This window comes from Streptomyces sp. NPDC026538, from assembly GCF_055567535.1.
In genome coordinates, this window is sequence record NZ_JBVHQG010000015.1 from 1 (window position 1) to 23,085 (window position 23,085).

General features: G+C 71.1%; 22 protein-coding genes. 17 read left to right on the forward strand and 5 right to left on the reverse strand.

Annotation, left to right across the window (positions count from 1 at the left end; all coding sequences use genetic code 11):
* The first annotated feature begins 119 nt into the window (after positions 1-119).
* From ACZ4N4_RS40855 to ACZ4N4_RS40895, 9 genes are all read left to right on the forward strand, one after another.
* A complete protein-coding gene (locus ACZ4N4_RS40855) occupies positions 120-764 on the forward strand; it encodes an HAD family hydrolase (protein WP_467598674.1) in 645 nt (214 codons plus the stop codon).
* Between the two features lie 93 nt (positions 765-857).
* Positions 858-1,604 (forward strand): VC0807 family protein, encoded by a 747-nt coding sequence (locus tag ACZ4N4_RS40860; RefSeq protein WP_467598677.1) that lies wholly within the window; start codon positions 858-860, stop codon positions 1,602-1,604.
* 81 nt (positions 1,605-1,685) lie between these two features.
* Positions 1,686-2,915 carry an MFS transporter gene (locus ACZ4N4_RS40865; protein ID WP_453576653.1) on the forward strand — a complete coding sequence of 410 codons (1,230 nt, stop codon included), beginning with the start codon at positions 1,686-1,688 and terminating at the stop codon, positions 2,913-2,915.
* Positions 2,866-4,038 carry an acetoin utilization protein AcuC gene (locus tag ACZ4N4_RS40870; RefSeq protein WP_467598680.1) on the forward strand — a complete coding sequence of 391 codons (1,173 nt, stop codon included), beginning with the start codon at positions 2,866-2,868 and terminating at the stop codon, positions 4,036-4,038. The genes ACZ4N4_RS40865 and ACZ4N4_RS40870 overlap by 50 nt, the downstream gene beginning before the upstream one ends.
* A 197-nt stretch (positions 4,039-4,235) precedes the next feature.
* The gene (locus tag ACZ4N4_RS40875) at positions 4,236-5,051 is read left to right on the forward strand and encodes a phosphatase (protein ID WP_453576658.1); all 816 of its coding nucleotides are present in this window, start codon (positions 4,236-4,238) and stop codon (positions 5,049-5,051) included.
* Positions 5,052-5,181: 130 nt separating this feature from the next.
* Positions 5,182-5,391 carry a helix-turn-helix domain-containing protein gene (locus ACZ4N4_RS40880; RefSeq protein ID WP_067299677.1) on the forward strand — a complete coding sequence of 70 codons (210 nt, stop codon included), beginning with the start codon at positions 5,182-5,184 and terminating at the stop codon, positions 5,389-5,391.
* Positions 5,392-5,520: 129 nt separating this feature from the next.
* A complete protein-coding gene (locus tag ACZ4N4_RS40885; protein ID WP_003948845.1) occupies positions 5,521-5,619 on the forward strand; it encodes a 30S ribosomal protein bS22 in 99 nt (32 codons plus the stop codon).
* A gap of 171 nt (positions 5,620-5,790) precedes the next feature.
* Entirely contained in the window at positions 5,791-6,852 is a 1,062-nt protein-coding gene (locus ACZ4N4_RS40890) for an NAD-dependent epimerase/dehydratase family protein (protein WP_453576660.1), read from the forward strand.
* 13 nt (positions 6,853-6,865) lie between these two features.
* Positions 6,866-7,945 (forward strand): lysophospholipid acyltransferase family protein, encoded by a 1,080-nt coding sequence (locus tag ACZ4N4_RS40895; RefSeq protein ID WP_467598683.1) that lies wholly within the window; start codon positions 6,866-6,868, stop codon positions 7,943-7,945.
* Between the two features lie 115 nt (positions 7,946-8,060).
* On the opposite strand, the gene ACZ4N4_RS40900 is transcribed toward ACZ4N4_RS40895, so the two are convergent.
* From ACZ4N4_RS40900 to ACZ4N4_RS40910, 3 genes are all read right to left on the reverse strand, one after another.
* Complete coding sequence (locus ACZ4N4_RS40900; RefSeq protein WP_453576665.1) at positions 8,061-9,314, reverse strand: DUF5667 domain-containing protein; 1,254 nt, start codon at positions 9,312-9,314, stop codon at positions 8,061-8,063.
* Between the two features lie 234 nt (positions 9,315-9,548).
* The gene (locus ACZ4N4_RS40905; protein ID WP_360497599.1) at positions 9,549-10,388 is read right to left on the reverse strand and encodes an ECF subfamily RNA polymerase sigma factor, BldN family; all 840 of its coding nucleotides are present in this window, start codon (positions 10,386-10,388) and stop codon (positions 9,549-9,551) included.
* Between the two features lie 591 nt (positions 10,389-10,979).
* Positions 10,980-11,930: an HAD family hydrolase gene (locus ACZ4N4_RS40910; protein ID WP_453576667.1), complete on the reverse strand. Its 951-nt coding sequence runs from the start codon at positions 11,928-11,930 to the stop codon at positions 10,980-10,982.
* 118 nt (positions 11,931-12,048) lie between these two features.
* Here ACZ4N4_RS40910 and ACZ4N4_RS40915 point away from each other — a divergent pair, with 118 nt between their 5' ends.
* The 6 genes from ACZ4N4_RS40915 to hemB all read left to right on the forward strand — a co-directional run bounded on the left by ACZ4N4_RS40915 (position 12,049) and on the right by hemB (position 19,016).
* Positions 12,049-12,333 carry a glutaredoxin family protein gene (locus ACZ4N4_RS40915; protein ID WP_450753761.1) on the forward strand — a complete coding sequence of 95 codons (285 nt, stop codon included), beginning with the start codon at positions 12,049-12,051 and terminating at the stop codon, positions 12,331-12,333.
* Positions 12,334-12,613: 280 nt separating this feature from the next.
* Positions 12,614-13,372 carry a redox-sensing transcriptional repressor Rex gene (locus ACZ4N4_RS40920; RefSeq protein WP_453576670.1) on the forward strand — a complete coding sequence of 253 codons (759 nt, stop codon included), beginning with the start codon at positions 12,614-12,616 and terminating at the stop codon, positions 13,370-13,372.
* The gene (locus ACZ4N4_RS40925) at positions 13,369-15,135 is read left to right on the forward strand and encodes a glutamyl-tRNA reductase (RefSeq protein WP_467598687.1); all 1,767 of its coding nucleotides are present in this window, start codon (positions 13,369-13,371) and stop codon (positions 15,133-15,135) included. The genes ACZ4N4_RS40920 and ACZ4N4_RS40925 overlap by 4 nt, the downstream gene beginning before the upstream one ends.
* Positions 15,132-16,091, forward strand: coding sequence for a hydroxymethylbilane synthase (hemC, locus tag ACZ4N4_RS40930; RefSeq protein WP_453576675.1), 960 nt, complete (start codon positions 15,132-15,134; stop codon positions 16,089-16,091). Before ACZ4N4_RS40925 ends, hemC begins: the two co-directional genes overlap by 4 nt.
* Positions 16,088-17,794: a bifunctional uroporphyrinogen-III C-methyltransferase/uroporphyrinogen-III synthase gene (locus ACZ4N4_RS40935; protein WP_467598690.1), complete on the forward strand. Its 1,707-nt coding sequence runs from the start codon at positions 16,088-16,090 to the stop codon at positions 17,792-17,794. Before hemC ends, ACZ4N4_RS40935 begins: the two co-directional genes overlap by 4 nt.
* 229 nt (positions 17,795-18,023) lie before the next feature.
* Positions 18,024-19,016 carry a porphobilinogen synthase gene (gene hemB, locus ACZ4N4_RS40940; protein ID WP_453576681.1) on the forward strand — a complete coding sequence of 331 codons (993 nt, stop codon included), beginning with the start codon at positions 18,024-18,026 and terminating at the stop codon, positions 19,014-19,016.
* Positions 19,017-19,085: 69 nt separating this feature from the next.
* On the opposite strand, the gene ACZ4N4_RS40945 is transcribed toward hemB, so the two are convergent.
* Positions 19,086-19,811 carry a DUF4232 domain-containing protein gene (locus ACZ4N4_RS40945; RefSeq protein WP_467598693.1) on the reverse strand — a complete coding sequence of 242 codons (726 nt, stop codon included), beginning with the start codon at positions 19,809-19,811 and terminating at the stop codon, positions 19,086-19,088.
* A gap of 176 nt (positions 19,812-19,987) precedes the next feature.
* Here ACZ4N4_RS40945 and ACZ4N4_RS40950 point away from each other — a divergent pair, with 176 nt between their 5' ends.
* The gene (locus ACZ4N4_RS40950) at positions 19,988-21,391 is read left to right on the forward strand and encodes a helix-turn-helix domain-containing protein (RefSeq protein WP_467598696.1); all 1,404 of its coding nucleotides are present in this window, start codon (positions 19,988-19,990) and stop codon (positions 21,389-21,391) included.
* Here ACZ4N4_RS40950 and ACZ4N4_RS40955 read toward each other — a convergent pair.
* Positions 21,337-21,540, reverse strand: a complete 204-nt coding sequence (locus ACZ4N4_RS40955; protein WP_453379061.1) for a hypothetical protein — start codon at positions 21,538-21,540, stop codon at positions 21,337-21,339. The two genes, ACZ4N4_RS40950 and ACZ4N4_RS40955, sit on opposite strands and share 55 nt — an antisense overlap.
* A gap of 324 nt (positions 21,541-21,864) precedes the next feature.
* Between ACZ4N4_RS40955 and ACZ4N4_RS40960 the strand changes: the two genes are divergently transcribed.
* Positions 21,865-23,058: an aminotransferase-like domain-containing protein gene (locus ACZ4N4_RS40960; RefSeq protein ID WP_467598699.1), complete on the forward strand. Its 1,194-nt coding sequence runs from the start codon at positions 21,865-21,867 to the stop codon at positions 23,056-23,058.
* Positions 23,059-23,085: the final 27 nt, after the last annotated feature.

Below are 23,085 nucleotides of genomic sequence, written 5' to 3' on the forward strand. Positions count from 1 at the left end.
TGGTACTGCAGGGGGGACCCTGTGGGAGAGTAGGACACCGCCGAACAAATTTTGAGAAAGGCCCACGCCGTTATGGCGTGGGCCTTTCTGCGTTTGCGGGTGCGTTTAAGCTCGGTGGTATGCGCTACGACCTGGTTATCTTCGACAACGACGGCGTCCTCGTCGACAGTGAGCCGATCTCCAACCGGCTCCTGGCCGCCTATCTCACCGAGCTCGGACACCCCACCTCCTACGAGGACTCCATACGGGACTACATGGGATCCGCGATGCACCGGGTCCACGAGCTCGTCCAGGAGCGCACCGGGCGGCGGCTGCCCGACGACTTCGACGACGTCTTCCACGCGCGGGTGTTCGCCGCCTTCGAGGCGGAGTTGAAGCCCGTCGCCGGGGCCGCGGAGGTGCTTGAACGGCTGGCGGCGGACAAGGTCCCGTACTGCGTGGCGTCGTCCGGGAGCCATGAGCGGATTCGCGTGGGGCACCGTACGACCGGGCTCGACCGGTGGTTCGACGAGTCGCGGGTGTTCAGTTCGCAGGACGTGGGGAGGGGCAAGCCGGCGCCGGATCTCTTCCTGTACGCGGCCGAGCGGATGGGGGTCGCACCGGAGCGCTGTGCCGTCGTGGAGGACAGCCCGCTGGGCGTGCGGGCGGCTGTCGCGGCCGGTATGGACGTGTACGGGTACACGGCGATGACGCCGGCCGACCGGCTGCACGGGGCCACCCAACTCTTCTCGAACCTGGGGCAGTTGGCTGACCTGCTCGAATGACCGAGGGCATCATGGCGGGGCTGACAATTGTCATGCCGAGCTACGGACGATCGTTTCTACTGGGGGACCCGGCCCGGACGCCAAGCTATGAACATGACGAAGACGACGAACGCCGGGTCCCCGCACAGCAACCAGGACAAGCAGCAGCCCAGCGTGCTGGAGAACCTCAAGCCGCTGATCGTGGACGTGGCGGTTCCCCTCGGGTCGTACTACCTCTTCAAGGGCGCCTTCGGGATGAGCACCTTCGCGGCGCTCGCCTGGAGCAGTGTGGTGCCGGCGCTGCGGACGGTGTGGAGCGTGGCCAAGGAGCGGCGGGGCAACGCGTTCGCGGGGCTCATCCTGCTGGTGAACCTGGTGTCGCTGGCGTTGAGCTTCGTCTCCGGAGACCCGCGGCTGATGCTCGCGAAGGACAGCGGGGTCAGCAGCGCGATCGGGATCGCGATCCTGGTGTCGGTGGCGATGGGGCGGCCGATGATGACCGAGGGGCTGAAGCCGTTCGTGCTGAAGGGGGACGCGGCCAGGGCGGCGGCCTTCGAACGGCTGCGGTCCGGGTCGGCCGCGTTCCGGCGGTCCGAGCGGGTCTACTCTCTCGTGTGGGGTGTGCTGCTGCTCGCCGAGTGCGTGGCGCGGATCGTGGGGGCGTACACCCTGCCCGTGGACACCATGGTGTGGCTCGGCACGGTCATCCTGGTCGGCGCGATCGGGATCGGGATGGTGGTCAGCGGCGGCCTCGCCGCCGAGCCGATGGCCCGGATGATCTCCGACGAGGTGAAGGCCATGAAGGGGACGTCGGAGGAGACGGCGGGCAGCGTGAAGCGTGAGGTGGCTGTCGCCGCCTGACACCGCGGTAGGTAAAGGTGAAGGAAATTCATCTTTGGCTGGATCTACCCACGAGTACGCCGGGGCCCTACGCTCGCCGCCATGACAGATGTGCTGCGGCGCGGTAGGGCCTCGTTGGCGTTCAGCTTCTTCACGCAGGGCGCCACTTTCGCGCTGCTCGTGACGCGCATCCCCGCCATCCAGGACCGGTACGGCGTCTCCGACGCGCTGCTGCCGGTCTTTCTCGCCGCCGTGCCGATCCTGGCCGGCGTCGGCAGTGTGACCACCGAGCAGCTGGTGAAGCGAATACGGCCCAGCCGGCTGCTGCGCTGGTCCCAGCCCGTGGTGATGCTGGCGCTGCTCGGGGTCGGGGCCGGCGGTCAGGTGGCCGAGCTGGCGGTCGCGCTGGCCGCGTTCGGGCTGGCGGTCGGGGCGTTGGACGCCTCGATGAACATGCTCGGGGTGAGCCTGCAGCGGACGTACGGGCGCAGCATCATGCTCAGTTTCCACGCCGCCTACAGCCTGGGCGGCATTCTGGGGGCCTCGCTGGCCTGGGTGGGGGCGCACTGGCATCTCGCGCTGTGGGTGTCGTACCTGCCGGTCGTCGCGGTGCTGCTGCCGGCCGCGCTGGTGGCGAGCCGGTGGTATGTGGACGGAAAGCCGGCGGAGGACGCCGGGGCCGCCGAGGTCGGGGCGGGCGCCGGTGCGGGCGGTGGTGTCGTCTTCAAGCTGCTGCTGCCGCTGTGTCTGGTGATGACGTTCGCCTACATCGGGGACTCGACCGTCTCCAACTGGAGTGCGAAGTATCTGAAGGACGTGCTGGGGAGTAGCGAGCAGCTGGCCACCGTGCCGTACAACGTGTACATGGTGACCACGCTGGTCGGGCGGGCCATCGGGGACTTCGGGGTACGGCGGTTCGGGGCCGTGGCGGTCGTACGGCTGGGGGCGCTGGTGGCGGCGGTCGGGTTCGCGGTGGTGGCGGGGGCGTCCGGGGCCTGGGTCGGGATGGCCGGGTTCACCCTGTTGGGGCTGGGGCTGTGTGTCCTGGTGCCGCAGACCTTCGCGGCGGCCGGGCGGTTGTTCCCGGGGGATTCGGATGCTGCCATCGCCCGGCTGAACATCTTCAACTACGTCGGCTTCCTGATCGGTTCGCCGTTGGTGGGTGCGCTGGGCGACGCGTGGAGCTACCGCGGGGCGATGCTGGTGCCGATGGTGTTGGTGCTGGTGACGTTGGTGTACGCCCGTTCGTTCGCGACTCAACCGGACCGATACGGTGGCGGGCATGAGCGGCCGCGCACAGCTGATGTGGGACGAGGCAGTAACGGGATATGACTTCGGTCCGGGCCATCCGATGGATCCGGTCCGGCTGGCGTTGACCCGGAGACTGGTCGATGCGTTCGGGCTCGACCGGGCGGTGGACGTCGTCGCGGCGAAGCCGGCCGGTGAGTCGACGCTTCGGCTGGTGCACCGGGAGGACTACGTCGAGGCGGTGAAGGCGGCTTCGGCCGATCCCGCGGCGGCCGATCAGTCGTACGGGCTGGGGACGATGGACGATCCCGCGTTCACCGGGATGCACGAGGTGTCCGCGTTGATCGCCGGGCAGTCGGTGGGGGCCGCCGAGGCGGTGTGGCGGGGGGACGTCGACCACGCCGTGAACTTCGCGGGCGGGTTGCACCACGCGATGCCGGGGGCGGCCTCCGGGTTCTGTATCTACAACGACGCCTCGCTGGCGATTGCGCGGTTGCTGGAGCTGGGTGCCGAGCGGGTCGCCTATGTGGATGTGGACGTGCATCACGGGGACGGGGTGCAGGCCGCGTTCTGGGAGGATCCGCGGGTTCTGACGATCTCGCTGCACGAGCATCCCCGGACGTTGTTCCCGCAGACCGGATGGCCGCAGGAGGTCGGGGCCGGGGCGGGGGAGGGCTCCGCGGTGAATGTGGCGCTGCCGGCGGGGACCGGGGACGCGGGGTGGTTGCGGGCGTTCCACGCGGTCGTGCCGGAGCTGGTCGGCGACTTCCGGCCGCAGGTACTGGTGACTCAGCACGGCGCCGACACCCACTTCGAGGATCCGCTGGCGCATCTCGCCGTCTCGCTGGACGCGCAGCGGGCTGTGCAGGTGGCCTGCCACGAACTGGCGCACGAGTACGCCGGCGGGAAGTGGGTCGCGCTGGGGGGCGGGGGGTACGAGGTGGTGGATGTCGTGCCTCGCTCATGGACGCATCTGGTGGCGATCGCCGCGGGGCGGGAGATCGCGCCGGAGGAGCTGGTTCCCGAGGTCTGGCGGCGGGAGGTGTTCGCTCGGACCCGGCAGTTGGGGCCGGGGCGGATGACGGACGGGCGGTGGCCCGTGGAGTGGGCGGAGTGGGAGGCGGGCTACGACCCCGCCGACCGTCTGGACCAGGCGGTACTGGCTACGCGGCGGGCCGTGTTTCCGTTGCGGGGGCTGTTGGCCTAGGGCCTGTCCGACCATTCCCGTCGTCGCCCGGAGGGCGGCGTCGCGGCGCCCGGTGCGGCGAGAGTGCGTGCATGGCGTCCCGAGGCAGACGGGATGGGTCAGACAGGCCCTAGGGGTTGGTTGGTCGTTACGCCAACCGTGGGGTGTTGCTCTGCTTCCGGGGTTTTCTGGCAGCCGGGTCCCTCACTATTTCTGGCGTGTCGAGTGGTGGTGGGCTTCGGGACTACTTGGTGTCCGTGGGGCTGGCGGGGGTGGTGGCTTCCGCCCGGGAGCGGAGCCTTCGGCGTTATCGGCTGTTCGCGGCTCGGGATCCTCGGGTGTTGATCGGTATTGATCCGCAAGGGGCGTGGAGCGAGCGGGAGTTGATTCGGTTGATGGCGGGCAAGTGTGGGGTTTCGGACGATCCCCGGTGTGTTTCGGGGCATGATGTGATCGATCCTGAGTTGACCGTCGCCGCGCTCGATGCCTTCGCGGAGCGGGTGGGGGATGTGGCCCGGCGGCGGGCGCCCGTGTTGTTCGGGACCGGTCACCCCGACCGGCTGCTCGGTTTCTACGCCGGTCTCGCGGACGCGTTGTCGGCGGCGGGGTGTGAGGTTCTCACCCCCGCGCAGGGTCGCTGTGTCGACATAACGACCCGGTTCGGTCTACGTACGTGCAACCTGGATTACGTACAAGGTGTCGGGTTGGTGCGGGAATCGGGAGGTGAACGCCCCGGTTGTGCGCCGGGTGCGCACACGCACTCACCGCTGCCGGTTCGGGTGGCGCTGGATGCGGCGGCGGACGGCGGTGGGCCATTGCCCGAGCTGGTGGTGGGAGACCACGGGTGGGTCTGCGGTGCTGGTCAGCTCGGGTTTGAGGCCATTGGGCTGGCGGATACGGATGACCCCGCGCTCTTTGTGGGCGAGGCCGAGGGGGTCGTGTCCGTCGCCGTTCCGGTTGATGACGGCGTGCGGGCTGATTACTACACGCCCCTTACCCGCTACGTACTCAATCGAGCGTGTCTGTCACAGTAGGCCGCCGATGGGTGCACCTCTTCCCCACTCGCATCACCCGCCCCTACATTGGGGAGTGAGCACGCAACGACGAAGAGTCACCGGAAGGGGAAGCCGGTGGCCCGTCGAGTGCGGAAGGTTCAGGTGTGTCATGGCAGCTGGCGAGAGGCCTCTCAACGAGGTTGTGTTCCTTACCGTGGCGGAGGTCGCCGCGGTGATGCGAGTGTCGAAGATGACCGTGTACCGGCTGGTGCACAGCGGTCATCTGCCCGCGATCCGGGTGGGGCGGTCCTTCCGCGTCCCCGAGCAAGCGGTACACGAGTACCTTCGCGAGAGCTATGTGGGGGTGGAGACCGCCTGACGACGGTTTCGGGATACCCGGAGCACCTCGATTACGAGCTCAGCGCTCGGGCGGGTAGGCTAGCCCCTCGTAGGTCGTATGGGCCCATGATGCCCAGCACCGAGTGATGAGAAGTGAGCGAGGGTAGTCGTGGGCTCTGTTATCAAGAAGCGGCGCAAGCGGATGGCCAAGAAGAAGCACCGCAAGCTGCTCAAGCGCACGCGTGTTCAGCGCCGTAACAAGAAGTAATTACGGCGCCGAGCCGCGAGAGCTTGTGTGTGGCCCCCCACCAGTACGGTGGGGGGCCACACGCATTTTCCGGCCGCGACGGCTCACCCCGGCCTGCTGGGGGGCATGCCAGCGCAACATCAACCCGCTAAGTTGGCCCGCATACGGGAACACGGAAGAAAGGCGCTGATCTTGGGGAAGGTCGTGCTCGTGACCGGAGTGGCCCGTCAACTTGGGGGCCGGTTCGTACGACGGATCCAGCGTGACCCCGACGTCGACCGGGTCGTCGCCGTGGACGCGGTGCCGCCGGAACATCATCTGGGCGGGGCCGACTTCGTCCAGACCGACATCCGCCAGCCGACCATCGCCCGCATCCTCGGCGAGACCGGCGCCGACACCGTCGTCCACATGGACGTGACCGGTACGCCGCTGGGCAGCGGGAGCCGGGCGACCGTGAAAGAGACCAACGTCATCGGGACCATGCAGCTGCTCGGCGCCTGTCAGAAGTCGCCGAACGTCAAGCGCCTGGTGATCAAGTCCAGCACGAACGTGTACGGCTCCGCGCCGAAGGATCCCGCCGTCTTCACCGAGACGACCCCGCCGAAGTCCCTGCCGAGCGGGGGGTTCGCGAAGGACACGGTGGAGGTGGAGGGGTATGTGCGGGGGTTCGCCAGGCGGCGGCCCGACGTGGCGGTGTGCGTGCTGCGGTTCGCCAATATCCTCGGGCCGACCGCCGACACCCCGCTCGCCTCCTATTTCTCCCTCCCCGTGCTGCCCACCGTCTTCGGGTACGACCCCCGGCTGCAGTTCGTGCACGAGGACGATGTGATCGACGTCCTGCGGATCGCCTCGCACGAGCCGGCGCGGGGGACCCTGAACAGCGGCACGTTCAACATCGCGGGCGACGGCGTGCTGTTGCTCTCCCAGTGCTCGCGGCGGCTGGGGCGGCCCACCGTGCCGTTGCTGCTGCCGGCGGTCACCTGGGCCGGGTCCCTGGTACGGACGCTCGGTATGACCGACTTCTCGCCCGAGCAGATCCGGCTGCTGACGCACGGCCGGGTGGTCTCCACCGGCCAGATGCGCGAGACGCTGGGATTCCAGCCGAAGTACACGACGGCGGAGACGTTCGCGGACTTCGTGCGCGCCCAGGCCACGGGGCTGCTGCCGCCGCAGGCGGTGGCCGCCGCCGTCGACCGGATCGCCGCCCTGCCCGTCCTGAGCGGCGGGAAGACACCGACGCAGAGCGCCAACTGAGGAGCGCAACACGATGGCGGACGCCAAGGTCATTCCGTTCGACGACGACCGGTCCCGCGGAGCTGCCGTGCAGCGGCCGGCCCGGCGCCGGGGGCCGGGCAACCGGCGCAAGGGCGGCGGCGAGCAGGCGGTGGTGCGCGAGTCCGGGGTGGTGCGTGAGGTCCAGCCTCTCGCCGGGCGGATCCCCGCGCAGGAAGATGTGCATGTGACCCGGGAGAGCGCTGAGACGGACGGGCCGGAGCCGCACGACGACGCCGGCCTGGAACAGCGTGTCGCACGCGGTCTCGCGTTCCTGCGCCGACGGCTGACCGGGGACTACGAGGTCGACGACTTCGGGTACGACGAGGAGCTGACCGACCAGGTCCTGATGTCCATGCTGCGGCCGGTGTACGAGAAGTACTTCCGTGTCGAGGTGAAGGGCATGGAGAACATCCCGGCCGAGGGCGGTGCGCTGATCGTCGCCAACCACTCCGGGACGCTGCCGATGGACGGGCTGATGATGCAGGTCGCGGTGCACGACCATCATCCGGCGAATCGTCACCTCAGGCTGCTGGCGGCCGATCTGGTCTTCGTGCTGCCGGTGGTGAACGAACTGGCGCGCAAGCTCGGGCACACGCTCGCGTGCGCGGAGGACGCGGAACGGCTGCTGGGGCAGGGTGAGCTGGTCGGGGTGATGCCGGAGGGGTTCAAGGGCATCGGGAAGCCGTTCAGCGAGCGGTACAAGCTCCAGCGGTTCGGGCGGGGCGGGTTCGTCTCGACCGCGCTGCGGCAGGGGGCGCCGATCATTCCCTGCTCGATCGTGGGGGCCGAGGAGATCTACCCGATGCTCGGCAACGCGAAGACGCTGGCCCGGGTGCTGGGGATTCCCTACTTCCCGCTGACGCCGACGTTTCCCTGGCTCGGCCCGCTCGGGGCGGTCCCGCTGCCGACGAAGTGGACGATTCAGTTCGGGGAGCCGATCCGTACGGACGGCTATCCGCCGGAGGCGGCCGAGGATCCGATGCTGATGTTCAACCTGACGGATCAGGTGCGGGAGCAGATCCAGCACACGCTGTACAAGTTGCTCGTGCAGCGGAGGTCGGTGTTTTTCTAGCGGTTCCGTCGTGCGTCTGCTGCGGGCCGGTTGGGGCTGGTCGCGCCCGCGCGGCGGTAGCCGCACACGACAGACCCCCGCGCCCCTGAGGGGCGCGGGGGTGCGACCTCGTCGACTAGTTGCCCGCGTCCTCGCTGTCGATGCCCAGGCCCGGCAGGAGGCCGGGGAGGAGCGGGGGCAGGGTGACGTCCGGTTCGCTGGTCGGGCTCTTTGACGGGGACGCGCTGCTGCCGCCCGAACTCCCGGTCTTCGGGGGATCTAGGAGGCCGCCCGCGGCGCCGCCGATCAGGCCGTCGTCGGCGCTGCCGGAGGCCGAGCCGCTGGGGCTGCCGGTACCGGACTCGTGGCCCGAGGCGGAGCTGCCCGAGGACGACGGGGCCGTCGACCGGTGGCTGCCGGAGGTGCCCGTGGACGCCTTGCCGGTGCCCTGCTTGCCGGTGCCGCTCCCGGTGCTCTGGGAGGGCTGGGGCAGCAGGGACTGCAGCGGGGCGACCTCTTCGTCTATGGCGTCGAAGACCGACGACACCTGCTGACTGACGTCCCCGAGCTGGACCGGGAGCTTGTCGCGCAGCGCGCCCCACGCCTGGCGGTGGGACTGGGCGAAGGCGGACAGCGCCTGGATGGGGCCCAGCGAGTTCGGATCGCGCTCGTAGGCCTCGTGCAGCAGCCGGTGGCCCTCGGTGACGTCGTGCTGCATCCCGGACAGGGTGCGGCGGATCTCGCCGATGGACTCGTGGTCGAGGTGGCCGCCGCGGCCCCGTTCCATCAGTCGGCGGGCCTCCATCAGCCGGGTCGAGGCCTGGTCGAGGTAGGTCTGGCCGCGCTGGTCGTCGCCGTCGGACAGATAGTTCAGCTTGAAATCCTCGATGCCGCGTTTGAGGCCGTACAGCGAGTCGCCGGGCAGGGCGTCGGAGCTGGCGGCGGCGACCCCGCCGAAGGCTCCGGCTGCCACGCCGACGCTCAGGCCGCCCGCGGCGAGCCCCTTGGTGAGCCGGGAACGCGGTCGCAGTTTGCCCAGCGGGCTGGCCCGGTGTGCGCCCTTGGCCCGGTGGGAGCGCTGCTCGGGAAGCGACGCGTCCGCCGCCCCGCCCAGGGTGCCCTCCGCCAGCATGGCCTCCATAGCGGCCACCAGCTGGGCCCGATGGACGACCTTGACCTGCGGGTCGAGCACCGGCTTGGGCAGTGCGGCGAGCCCTGTCGCCAGGGCCAACAGCTCGCCCTGCTCGGTCCGCTCGGCCCGGTCCGCGGTGGCCGGCGGATCGCCCGCCGGTACCTCGGACCGCTCGGCCGCCGGGTCCCGGTCGGGCTGCTCCTCCAGGGCCTGGGCGAAGGCGTTCGCCCGCCGGTGCGCCGATACGTTCGCGATCACTGGCGGCACCTCCTCTCGTCATGACGGTCGACTCCCCAGGGGGTCCTGAGGGTTGCACGCCCTCGACCGATCCACACGAACGTGTGATCAGGGTCTTGCTGGACGTGACCACAGGGAGCCTGTATCCCGCACAACGAGTGGCTCGGCACTTGGGTTACGGACGACCGGCGATCGACTGAGAAAGGCAACAGGCTTTCACCGAGCGTGAGTTGGGTGTCGCCGAGCGTGCCCGGCTCAGCGTGCGTCGTCCGGGAGGAGCCGGGCGAGAGTGCGCACGGCCCGGTACTGGAGGGTCTTGATGGCGCCCTCGTTCTTGCCCATCACGCGGGCGGTCTCGGCGACCGAGAGGCCCTGGAGGAAGCGGAGCGTCACGCACTCCTGCTGCTGGGGGTTGAGTCGTCGTACGGCGTCCAGGAGCGCCGCGTTCGAGAGGGACTCCAGGACGGAGTCCTCCGGGGAGCGCTCGACCTCGTTGGCGTCGAGCATCTCGCCGGTGGTGACCTCCAGCCGGAAACGGCTCGACTTGAAGTGGTCGGCGACCAGGTTGCGGGCGATGGTGACCAGCCAGGCGCCGAAGTCGCGGCCCTGCCAGGTGAAGGTGCCGATCCTCCTGAGAGCGCGCAGGAACGTCTCACTGGTGAGGTCCTCGGCGGTCGCCTTGCCGCCGACGCGGTAGTAGATGTAGCGGTACACGGTGTCGCTGTACTGGTCGTAGAGGCGTCCGAAGGCGTCGGACTCGCCGGCCTGGGCGCGCTCCACGAGGTCCATCATCCGGGCGCTGTCGCTGTCCGCGGCCGGGCGGCGGGCGGCGGGCGCGGCGGTGCCGGTGGCACGGCCACGTCTGCCGACGGCGCGCCCGTCGCCCGACCGCCGCCCCTCGACGACGGCGCTGCGCGCCGGCACCTGTTCCATGCCGTCGGCCAGTGCGTAGCACGGGCCGATCGGTGCGGCGGTGGCGAAGGCGGGGACGGCGTACGCGGTCGGGACAAGGCCGCGCAGCGTCTCTTTGACCGTTGCGACAGTTGCGCGCAGCGTAGCCAGGCCCGAGGCGTCAACCCCGACGTGTGGGTACACGGGACTCCCAGAGGCAGAGCTTCCATCACGTGCAGTACGGAACCTTTCACCCGTCGTAGCGACGGAGGGGTACCGGTTTGCGTCTGAGGAGAATAACGCTTCGTGCAGGCACTGCTACACCGAGTTGCTCAAATCACCGATTGCGTCGCTTCTGTAACCGATTTGGGGTGGTTCAAGTGCCGCAGGGTGATCGGTTGTTGATCAGAAAGATGCGTGTTGAGGCGGAGTCGAGGGCGTGTTGGGGTGGCGGCGCGATAATTCGGGCGCGCGAGGTTTGGGCGCCGAGATGTCCGGGTGCGGGTGGGTGGGGGCGGGCGCGAGGGGGTGCTTACCGGCGCTTGCGGGTGCCTCCCCCCACACTCGGCTTCGTTGGAGCGGGGGGACCCCCATCGCCCACCCGTGCCGCCTGGGGCACCTCCCAGGCCTTTGAGGCATTGGGGGAGGCACGACTGCCCGCAGCTGAAGCCGGAAAGCAACGGCTGGGAGCGCCCCTCCGGGGGCGCGGGGAACTACGCGAGCGGCCACAGGCCACCCGCGGTCGGGATACGGCCCGCAGTCCTACAGCGCTGTTCCGCCAGGCACGGCCCCGCGCTAACGGCGCCGCCGGCTCAGCGCGATCGCCGCCGCCGTGCCGCCGGCCACCGCTCCCACTCCGGCCGCAGCCGGGATGCCGACCTTCGCCGCCTTGCGCCCCGTGCGGTAGTCGCGCAGGCGCCAGTCCATCTCGCGGGCGTGCTTGCGCAGCTTCGTGTCCGGGTTGATGGCGTACGGATGCCCGACCAGGGACAGCATCGGGATGTCGTTGTGGGAGTCGCTGTAGGCCGCGCAGCGGGACAGGTCCAGGCCCTCGGCGGCGGCGAGCGCGCGTACCGCCTCGGCCTTCGCCGGGCCGTGCAGGGGCTCGCCGACCAGCTTGCCCGTGTAGATGCCGTTGACCGACTCGGCGACCGTGCCGAGCGCTCCCGTCAGGCCCAGCCGGCGGGCGATCACGCCGGCGATCTCCACCGGTGCCGCTGTGACGAGCCACACCTTCTGTCCCGCATCCAGGTGGGCCTGGGCGAGGGCGCGGGTGCCGGGCCAGATGCGCTCGGCCATGTACTCGTCGTAGATCTCCTCGCCGATGGTCTGCAGCTCGGCGACCCGGTGGCCCTTGACGATGGACAGGGCGGAGTCCCGCGCGTCCTGGATGTGCTGCGGGTCCTCGACGCCGGCCAGCCGGAACCAGGCCTGCTGCCAGGCGAACCTGGCCAGGTCGCGGGTCTCGAAGAACTTCCGCTTGTACAGGCCCCGGCCGAAGTGGAAGATCGCGGCGCCCTGCATGACCGTGTTGTCGAGGTCGAAGAACGCGGCGGCCTTGGTGTCGCCGAGCACCGGGAAGTCCGGTTCCGCGGCGTCCTTGGACAAGCCGTCGGCCGGGGCCGACGCGTCCTCGGCCAGGGCTTCCTGGCTCTTGCGCGCGGCCTCCGCCGAGGCCTCGCCTGCCAACACGCTCCGCGCCGTGGCGGAGCGCCTACGGGGAGTGAGCCATCCGAGAGCGGCCATGTCGTGAGCATAGCCAGTCCGTTCGGTGGTCCCGGAGTCGCGGGAGTTGGGCGGGTGTGAACTCTCCGCGACCGGTCCGTTAAACAAGGCGTCGAACAGGGCGTGGCAGGGCGGGAGAATGGACCGCATGAGTCCTCTCTTCGGCCGCAAGGCACCTGCGTCTCGTGCGCGTTTGGTCACTCTGATCCGTAAGCCGGGTTGTCATTTGTGCGATGACGCACAGGTCGTGGTCGAGAAGGTGTGCGGCGAGCTGGGGGTGGACTGGGAGGAGAGGGACATCACCCAGGATTCGCAACTGCACGATCTGTACTGGGAGCAGATTCCGGTCGTACTCGTCGACGGTGAACAGCACACCTTCTGGCGTGTCAACGAAGAGCGCCTCCGCAAGGCACTGACCGACTAGTCCAAACGGGCCGGAAAGTCGCTTAGGATCGACGGCGGCTTGGTCTCGGGGGCGGGATTCGTGAGGAGTGTGTACTGTTTTGCCCCCATCCGAGATGGAGCGCGAGCGCCTCTGCGCCGGTTCCCCGCGACTGCGCCGGGGGCGCGTGACCCCGGTCACGTTGGCCGGGCAAATCGGACACTATCTTTGTGCACGCGTTCACAAAGACATAGCCTGCTGTCGACGGGGCGGTCTGGGAACGTGTGACCGTCCGCAGCCCCGCTCTACCCGCAGGAGCACCGTGGCAACTGGCCGAACTCACCGACCGGCGACCCGCAGCCGAGGGATCCCCGAGGCCACCGTCGCCAGGCTTCCGCTGTACCTCCGGGCGCTGACCGCACTGTCGGAGCGCTCGGTCCCCACGGTCTCCTCCGAGGAGCTGGCGGCCGCCGCGGGGGTCAACTCCGCGAAGCTGCGCAAGGACTTCTCCTACCTGGGCTCGTACGGAACGCGCGGTGTCGGCTACGACGTCGAGTATCTCGTCTACCAGATCTCCCGTGAGCTGGGCCTGACCCAGGACTGGCCGGTTGTGATCGTCGGTATCGGTAACCTCGGCGCCGCCCTGGCCAACTACGGCGGCTTCGCCTCCCGCGGTTTCCGGGTCGCGGCCCTCATCGACGCCGACCCGGCGATGGCCGGAAAGCCGGTCGCGGGCATCCCGGTCCAGCACACCGACGAGCTCGAGAAGATCATCTCCGACAACGGTGTGTCGATCGGGGTCATCGCCACGCCCGCCGGTGCCGCCCAGCAGGTCTGCGACCGCCTCGTGGCCGCCGGGGTCACCTCCATCCTGAACTTCGCGCCGACCGTGCTGACCGTCCCGGACGGTGTCGACGTACGCAAGGTCGACCTCTCCATCGAGCTGCAGATCCTCGCCTTCCACGAGCAGCGCAAGGCCGGCGAGGATCACGAGGGGCCGGTCGCGCCCGTCGCCGCCGTCCGCCAGGACTCCACCGAGCAGGGACCGGACGGGGACGTACCCGCCGTGATGCCGGCATGAGTCTCCTCGTCGTCGGGCTGAGCCACCGCAGCGCCCCGGTCAGCGTCCTGGAACGGGCCGCGCTCACCACGGACGCCCAGGTCAAGCTGGTCCAGGACACGGTCGCCGCCGAACCGGCCGGCGAGGCGGCGATCCTCGCCACCTGCAACCGCATCGAGCTCTACGCCGACGTGGACAAGTTCCACGCCGGAGTCGCCGAGCTGTCCACCCTGCTCGCCCAGCACTGCGGGGTCGGCCTCGACGAGCTCACCCCTTATCTCTATGTGCACTACGAGGACCGGGCCGTCCACCATCTGTTCTCGGTGGCCTGCGGCCTGGACTCGATGGTCGTGGGCGAAGGACAGATCCTCGGGCAGATCAAGGACTCGCTCGCCCTGGCGCAGGAGATGCACAGCGCCGGCCGGCTGATGAACGACCTCTTCCAGCAGGGCCTGCGAGTCGGCAAACGCGCCCACTCCGAGACCGGGATCGACCGGGCCGGACAGTCCCTGGTCACCTTCGGCCTGGAACAGCTCGCCGCCGGTACCGACGTCGAGACCTGGGCCAAGGGCAGGAAGGCGCTGGTCATCGGCGCCGGTTCGATGTCCTCGCTGGCCGCCGCCACGCTGGCACGGGCGGGCGTCGCGGAGATCGTCGTGGCGAACCGGACGTACGACCGTGCCGAGCGCCTGGCCCAGATCCTCAACGACAGCGACGACACGGACGTGGTGGCCCGCGCGGTACCGATGGACTCGGTGCCGGTCGAGCTGACACGTGCCGACGTCGCCGTCTCCTGCACGGGTGCGACGGGGCTGGTGCTGACCGCGGAGGTGGTTGCCGAGGCGGTCGGCGGACGGGTACCGGATGCCGCCGCGGGCCGGGGGCCGGTCACCGGACCCGGCGCCGTCGGGTTGCCGCCCGGGTCCGTTCTCTCCCCGTCCCGGCTTCGCCCGACCGGGGGGACCCCCGTCGCCCCGAGCGGCACGCATGCCCGCGGCTTGCCGGACTCCGACGAGAACTGCCCGCTCGACCTCGCGGCCGAGCAGAGTGGTTTCTCCGTGATGGGCGAGGCCGCCGTCGCCGGGATGGCCGCCGCCGAGCTGGAGCAGCACGCGGCCTGGGTGGACAACGCCACCGTCGACATCCGGGAGGCCGGGCGCCGTACGCCCGAGGCCGACGCGGAGCTGATCGGCGCGCTCGCCGCGGCCGCCGCCCGGGTGGGGCGCATCCCCGAGCTGCGCAGGCCCGAGCCGCCGGCCGGCCTCGTCCGGCCCGCGCCCGCGCTCTTCCTCCTCGACCTCGCCATGCCCCGCGACATCGACGCCGCCGCGCACCGGCTGGCCGGGGTGCGGCTGGTGGACATCGAGTCGCTGGCGGAGGCGTCCGCGGACGCCCCCATGGCGGCCGACGTGGACCAGGTACGGGGGATCGTCGCCGACGAGGTGGCCGCCTTCGGGGCGGCACAGCGGGCCGCGCACATCACGCCGACCGTGGTCGCCCTGCGCACCATGGCCGCCGACGTGGTGGCCGGTGAGATCGCGCGGCTCGACGGGCGCCTGCCCGACCTGGACGAACGGCAGCGCGGAGAGATCCGGCAGGCCGTGCACCGGGTCGTCGACAAGCTCCTGCACGCGCCGACCGTACGGGTCAAGCAGCTCGCGGCCGAGCCCGGCGGCGCCGGGTACGCGGACGCGCTGCGGACCCTGTTCGACCTCGACCCCGAGACGGTGGCCGCCGTCTCCCGGGCCGTGGACAGCACAGACAAGAAGGACCGACCGGCATGAGTGACAACCCACTGCGACTGGGGACCAGGCGATCCAGACTCGCCATGGCCCAGTCCGGGCAAGTGGCGGAAGCCGTGAGCCGGGTGACCGGACGGCCCGTCGAGCTCGTCGAGATCACCACCTACGGCGACACCTCCCGCGAGCACCTCGCACAGATCGGCGGCACAGGGGTCTTCGTGACCGCCCTGCGGGACGCGCTGCTGCGCGGTGAGGTCGACTTCGCGGTTCACTCGCTCAAGGACCTCCCGACCACGCAGCCCGAGGAACTGGTCCTGGCCGCCGTACCGGTACGCGAGGACCCGCGGGACGTGATCGTCGCCCGGGACGCGCTGAAGTTCACCGACCTGCCGCGCGGGGCCCGCATCGGCACCGGTTCGCCGCGCCGGGCGGCGCAGCTGAACGCGTACGCACGCACCCACGGACTGGACATCGAGACCGTCCCGGTCCGGGGGAACGTCGACACGCGGATCGGATACGTACACGACGGCGAGCTGGATGCGGTGGTGCTGGCCGCGGCCGGACTCAGCCGCATCGGCCGCCTCGACGAGGTGACCGACTTCCTGTCGGTCGACACGGTTCTGCCCGCCCCCGGCCAGGGGGCACTGGCGATCGAATGCGCCGCGGACAACGCGTCGCTGATCGCCGCGCTCGAGGAACTCGACGACCCGTTCACGCGGGCCGCCGTGACCGCCGAGCGATCACTGCTCGCCGCCCTGGAGGCCGGCTGCTCCGCCCCTGTGGGTGCGCTGGCCGACCTTCTGGCCGACGGGCAGATTGTCAAGGAAATGCGCCTGCGTGGCGTCGTCGGCACGACCGACGGCACACGGATGGTGCAGTTGTCCACCACCGGTCCCGTGCCCGAGACAAACGACCAGGCGACGGCGCTCGGTCGCGAACTCGCCTCCGAGATGCTTGCCCAGGGCGCGGCCGGTCTGATGGGGGAGCGAGCACAGTGAGCCCCACCAACCTTCCCGCCGGCCTTGAACACGGGCACGTCACCTTCCTGGGTGCCGGACCCGGGGATCCGGGACTGCTGACCTTGCGTGCCGTGGAGGCACTGTCCAGCGCGGACGTCCTGGTCGCCGAGCACGACGTGCTCGACGTGATCAGGGCCCACGCCAGGCAGGGCGTCTCCGTCGTACCCACGAATCCGGGTTCCTCGTCGGACCCGTATCAGGGCACAGGCACGCCTCAACTCACGGTTGTTGACGGAGCGTCAACAACCGCTGCGCTCCCGCCAGCGCGGGATGCCGTTCATCTTGTCATGGAGGCCGCACGGGGCGGCAGGCGGGTCGTCCGTGCGGTTTCCGGGGACCCGGGACTAGATACGTACGCGACCGAGGAAATGCTCGCCTGCGCCGCCGCCGGTGTGCCCTTCGAGGTGGTGCCGGGTGTCGCGGCGGTGGTGGGCGTACCCGCCTACGCCGGTGTGCCGCTGCGGGACGCCCAAGGCGCGGACGTGCGTTTCGTGGACGCCCGTACCGCCTCCGACCGGTGCTGGACCGAGGTCGGCGCCTCGGACGGCACGGTCGTGGTGTCGACGACCCTCGACTCGGTGGCCGCGGCCGCCGGGGAACTGGTCGCCGCCGGCCGCAAGCCGGACACCCCGATGACGGTCACGGTCGCCGGCACCACCACACGGCAGCGGACCTGGACCGCCACCCTCGGCACGGTCGCCCAGACCCTGAAGCAGGCGAAGGCGCTGCCCTCCCCGGAGGGCGGCCGACCGGTGATAGCCGTGGTCGGTGAGCGGTCCGCCGCCGCCCAGCGCGACCAGTTGTCGTGGTTCGAGTCCAAGCCGCTGTTCGGCTGGAAGGTCCTCGTGCCGCGTACGAAGGAGCAGGCGGCGACCCTCTCCGACCAGCTGCGGTCGTACGGCGCCGTGCCGCACGAGGTGCCGACGATCGCCGTCGAACCGCCGCGCACGCCCCAGCAGATGGAGCGCGCGGTCAAGGGCCTGGTCACCGGGCGGTACGAGTGGATCGCCTTCACCTCGGTGAACGCGGTCAAGGCCGTACGGGAGAAGTTCGAGGAGTACGGGCTCGACGCGCGTGCCTTCGCCGGCATCAAGGTCGCGGCGGTCGGCGAGCAGACCGCGAAGGCGCTGGTCGCCTTCGGCGTGAAGCCGGACCTGGTGCCCTCGGGCGAGCAGTCCGCCGCCGGACTCCTTGAGGACTGGCCGCCCTACGACCCGGTCTTCGACCCGATCGACCGGGTGTTCCTGCCGCGCGCCGACATCGCCACCGAGACGCTGGTCGCCGGGCTGATCGAGCTCGGCTGGGAGGTGGACGACGTCACGGCCTACCGGACCGTGCGGGCGTCGCCGCCGCCGGCCGACACCCGGGAGGCCATCAAGGGCGGCGGCTTCGACGCGGTGCTCTTCACCTCGTCGTCCACCGTGCGGAACCTGGTGGGCATCGCCGGGAAGCCGCACAACGTGACGGTCATCGCGTGCATCGGGCCGGCCACGGCCAAGACGGCCGAGGAGCACGGGCTGCGGGTGGACGTGATGGCCCCGGAGCCGTCGGTGGGCAAGCTGGCGGAGGCGCTGGCGGAGTTCGGGCTGCGGAGGCGCGCGAGCGCGCTGGAGGCCGGGGATCCGGTGACGCGGCCGAGTGAGCGACGGCCGGGGGCGCGGCGGCGCCGCAGCACTACGTGAGTTGGGCCGCAGGGGGGTCCGGGGGCTGTGCCCCCGGACCCCCCTAGTGGTTCGTCCGCGGGTCCGGCGGGGGCTTGTCGCGCCCCCGCGGCGGTAGCCGCATATCGATACAGGCCCGCGCCCCTGCCGGGGCGCGTCGTCGGCCCTCGTCTGCCACTACGGCCAGGAGAGCCCGACCGCCGACGTCACGTCGGCAAGCGCGTGCAGGTGACGGGCGTAGCGTAGGGGCATGACGAAGTACGGCTCCTTCCCCGGCACGCGGCCGCGTCGGCTGCGGACCACCCCCGTCATGCGGCGCATGGTCGCCGAGACCCGGCTGCACCCCGCGGACTTCATCCTCCCGGCGTTCGTGCGCGAGGGCGTCACCGAACCGGTGCCGATCGCCGCCATGCCCGGCGTCGTGCAGCACACCCGGGACACCCTGAAGAAGGCGGCCCTGGAGGCCGTCGAGGCGGGCATCTCCGGGATCATGCTGTTCGGGGTCCCGGAGGAGGGCAAGAAGGACGCCCTCGGCACGCCCGGCACCGACCCGGACGGGATCCTCCAGGTCGCGCTGCGGGACGTGCGGGCCGAGGTCGGCGACGAGCTGCTCGTGATGTCCGACCTCTGTCTCGACGAGACCATCGACCACGGGCACTGCGGGGTGCTGGACGCCGAGGGCCGCGTCGACAACGACGCCACCCTGGAGCGGTACGCCGAGATGGCCCAGGTGCAGGCCGACGCGGGCGCCCATGTCGTGGGGCCCAGCGGGATGATGGACGGGCAGATCGGCGTCATCCGCGACGCCCTCGACCAGATCGGGCGGGAGGACGTCGCGATCCTCGCCTACACCGCGAAGTACGCCTCCGCCTTCTACGGGCCCTTCCGGGAGGCCGTCGGCTCGTCCCTCAAGGGCGACCGGAAGACCTACCAGCAGGATCCCGCCAACGCGCGGGAGTCCATGCGGGAGCTGGCCCTGGACCTGGAGGAGGGGGCCGACATGGTGATGGTCAAGCCGGCCGGGCCCTATCTCGACATCCTCGCCCGGGTCGCCGACGCCGTGGACGTGCCGGTCGCCGCCTACCAGATCTCCGGCGAGTACTCGATGGTCGAGGCCGCCGCCGAGAAGGGCTGGATCGACCGGGACCGGGCCATCCTGGAGACCCTCACCGGCATCAAGCGGGCCGGCGCACAGAACATCCTCACGTACTGGGCGGTCGAGGCCGCCCGGATGCTCGGCTGAGCCTCGGAGCCAAGGGTCGGTGCCCGCTGCGAGATCTCGCAGCGGGCACCGACGATTCGGTCCACCGGCTCACCAGTTGAGGGCGTTCTCGCGGTCCTGCTGCCAGTACGTCACCCGCAGCGAGCTGTCGTAGTACACGCCCTTCGCCGGCAGCGACGGCGTCGCCGAGGCGCCGCCGCTGCTGTTCGGGGACATGCCCTGGAAGGCGACGACCAGCTTGCGGCCGGTCGTACCGCCGTCGCCACTGCCGTCGGCCGCGGACAGCAGCACGCCCGCGTACCCGGACTCGCCCGGGGCGAGGGTGGTGACCGCCTGCGGGTGGGTCTCCTCGGCGGGCTGCGGGACCCACTGCATCTCGTCGAAGCGGAGCACCGGGTAGTAGGTGAGGTAGCAGGTCCTGCTGCCGGTGTTCCTCACCGTGATCAGCATGTGGTTCAGCGGACGGGAGAGCGGCTGGACGGTGACGGCGGTGTTGGAGCCGTTGCACAGCACGGAGGTGGACTTGCCGCCGCCGCTCCCGTCGCCGCTCGGCGTCTTCGTGGCCGTGTCGCTCACGGGAGCGGGCGTGGACTTGCCGGTGCCGGTGCCGGTGCCGGTGCCGGTGCCCGTCCCGGTGCCGCCGTCGGCGGTCTCCGAGGGCTTGGGCGTCGCTGTCGTCGGCGTCGACGTGGTCGTCGTCGGCACCCGGGACGCTCCCTCGTCCCGTGTGCCCGTTCCGTTCTCACAGGCCGTGAGGGCGACGGCGGCGACGGCGGCGCCGATGGCGGCGAGCAGGCGGACACGGCGGGTACGCATGGCGAATCCTCTTTCGAGTGGCGGCGTGCTTGGATGGCCACAGCCTGTGGGCCGCTCCGTCCCGTCCGCCACAGTCGCCGGACGATCAGGGACGCTGGAACGTCCATATCGGCTTTGACCTGGGAGAACATTCCTTCCCTGGAACGCGGGAACGGGATGCGGGGGACGGAGGAACCGTGTCGGACAGTGCTGCGGCAAGCGGCTTCGCGGAGCTGTTGCGTGAGCTGAAGGACCGCTCGGGACTGAGTTACGGCACGCTCGCCAAGCGGCTGCACATGAGCACCTCGACCCTGCACCGGTACTGCAACGGGGACGCCATACCGGCGGACTACGCCCCCGTGGAACGTCTCGCCCGGCTCTGCAAGGCCGGCCCCGAGGAACTCGTCGAGCTGCATCGGCGGTGGGTGCTGGCGGATGCGGGACGGGGACGGAAGGCGGACGCCCGGGAGAAGGCCGACGCTCCGGAGAAGCCGGACGCTCCGGAGAAGCCGGCCGCTCCGGAGAAGCCGGCCGGAACGGTCGTGACATCGGCCGAGGCGGTCGTCACAGCGGAGCCGGATCCGGATCCGGTGCACGTGCCGGAGCGGGAGTCGGACCACGTGCCGGTGCCGGAGTCGGACCCCATGCCGGTGCCGGAGGTGGTGGTCGGGCCGGGCACCGCCGCGCGCCGCCGCCGGGTTCCGCGGCCCGCGCTCCTCGCCGGGATCGCGGTCGTCGCCCTGCTCGGCGCCGCCCTGGCCGCCGTACAGCTGCCCTCCGGCGGGACGGACGACAAGGGCACGGGGCCGGTGGGCGCCACCACCGCGGCCGGCCCCGCTCCGCACCGCACGCACCGCTCCTCGAAGGCGCCGACGGCCGGCTCGTCCGCCGCCTCGCGGACCCCTTCCGCCTCGTCCTCGGCGCCGGCCGCCGGTCCCGGGCACACCGCGTCGGCCGGCTCCTCGCCCACCGCGGACGACAGCACCGCCGCACCCCCGCTCACCGTCAACACCCGGCCCTACAGCTGGGAGAGCCCCTGCTCCCAGCACTACCTGATCGACCGGGCCCCGGCCGACGTGGCGCCGCCGCCTCTGGAGACCGACGCGACCGCGTGGGTGACCGCGCACCAGGCGGTCTCCTCGGGGGAGCAGTACGTCACGCTGACCGTGCAGGGCACCGGCAGCGAGTCCGTGGTGCTGGACGGGCTCACGGTCCGTACGGCGGAGCGGAGTTCGCCGCTCGCCTGGAACGACTACGCGATGGGGTACCCGGGCGTCGGCTGCGGCGGGAACGTGCCCACCCGCTCCTTCACCGTCGCCCTGGACGCGATGCGGCCGGCGGTCGTGCCGGAGGCCGGGCACCGGGACTTCCCCTTCAAGGTGAGCGAGTCGGATCCCGAGGTGTTCTACATCAGGGCCGACGCCTCGGCGTACTACGTGGGCTGGTACCTGGAGCTGTCCTGGTCCAGCGGGTCGCGGCACGGGACGCTGCGGATCGACGACAAGGGGCGCCCGTTCCGCACGAGCGGCAACAACGGGCGGCCCGCCTACGAGTTCCCGCTGGGCGGCGAGGCCTGGCGGACCGCGTCGTCGGCGGGGTGAGACAGGGACGCGGCCGAGGGACCCTCGTCGCGTACGCCCTCGCCGTCCCGGCAGCCGCTGAGGGCGGTCGCGGTGACCAGCGCCAGGGCCGCCGCCGCCAGGAGACGGCGGCGCCCGGCGGCCGGGGCGGGGTGCTTTGCGGCGGACATGCGAGGGCTCCCTTGACGTCGGCGGCGTGCTCGGCGTGCTCGGCGTGATCGACATGATCAGCGTGGTCGGCGATCTCGGTGTGCCCCCAGCCTGTGGGCCGGGGCGCCCGGACCGCCAGACCTCCCGGACGATTCGGGACGGGTGAGCCCGGTCCACGCCCCCGACCTGCACGGATCCCATCCCGTGCGACGCCGGTACGGGACGCCCGAGCGCCCGGACAGGGGAGCCGGGCGTCGTTCGTCCGTATCGCGGAATCACGGGTGTAGACGGCATCTTTCTCTCTAGGCTCCGGCCAAGACGAGGACCAGCCCGAGGAGCCGTCCATGACCGCCACCAGTGCCCCCGCCGCCCTGCCGCCGCTCGCGGCCCGTGCCCGTGCCGTCGGCGGTTCGCCGGTGCGGGAGATCCTCGCGGTGACCGCACGCCCCGAGGTGATCAACTTCGCGGGCGGGCTGCCGGCCCCCGAACTCTTCGACCGGGAGGGCATCGCGGCCGCCTTCCGGGCGGTGCTGGAGGAGTCGCCGGAGCGGGCGTTGCAGTACTCGACGACGGAGGGTGAGCCGGCCCTGAGGTCCGCGCTGGCGGCACGCGTCACCGCACAGGGCCTGCCCACCGATCCCGACGACCTCCTGATCACCACCGGCTCCCAGCAGGCCCTCTCCCTCCTGGCGAGCGCGCTGATAGACCCCGGTGACACGGTCCTCGTCGAAAGCCCCTGCTACCTGGCGGCACTTCAGGTCTTCGGGCTGGCCGGCGCCCGGATCCTGCCCGTCCCGGGCGATGCGGACGGCGTCGACCCGGCCGCCCTGGAGGAACTCATCCGTGCCGAGCGGCCCAAGCTCCTCTACCTCGTCCCGACCTTCCAGAACCCCACCGGCCGCACCATGCCCGCCGCCCGCCGCGCCGCCCTCGCCACCACCGCCGCCCGGCACGGCCTGTGGATCGTCGAGGACGACCCCTACGGCGAACTCCGCTACGACGGCGACCGCGTCCCCTGGATCGCGTCCTTCCCCGGCGCCGCGGACCGGGTGGTCCTGCTCGGCTCCTTCTCCAAGGTGATGGCCCCCGGCCTGCGCCTCGGCTGGCTCCGCGCCCCGGGTGCGCTGCGCCGCGCCTGCGCGGTGGCCAAGCAGGCGGCCGACCTGCACACCCCGACCCTCAACCAGCTCGCCGCCGCCCGCTACCTGGACGTCCTGGACGGTCATGTCGCCACGGTGCGCGCCGTGTACGGCGCACGCCGGGACGCCATGCTGGCCGGCCTCGCCGATGCCCTGCCGGCCGGCTCCACCTGGAACCGGCCCGAGGGCGGCATGTTCCTGTGGGCCCGGCTCCCGGAGCCGTACGACACCACCGCCCTGCTCCGCCGGGTGGTGGAGCACGACGTGGCCTACGTCCCCGGCGAGCCCTTCTACGCCGCCGACCCCGACCGCTCCACCCTGCGGCTGTGCTTCGTGACCCAGACACCCGAGGAGATCGGGGAGGGGCTGCGCAGGCTGGCCGCGGGGCTCAGCGGCTGAGGCGGATCAGTCGCACCGGGTCAGGTT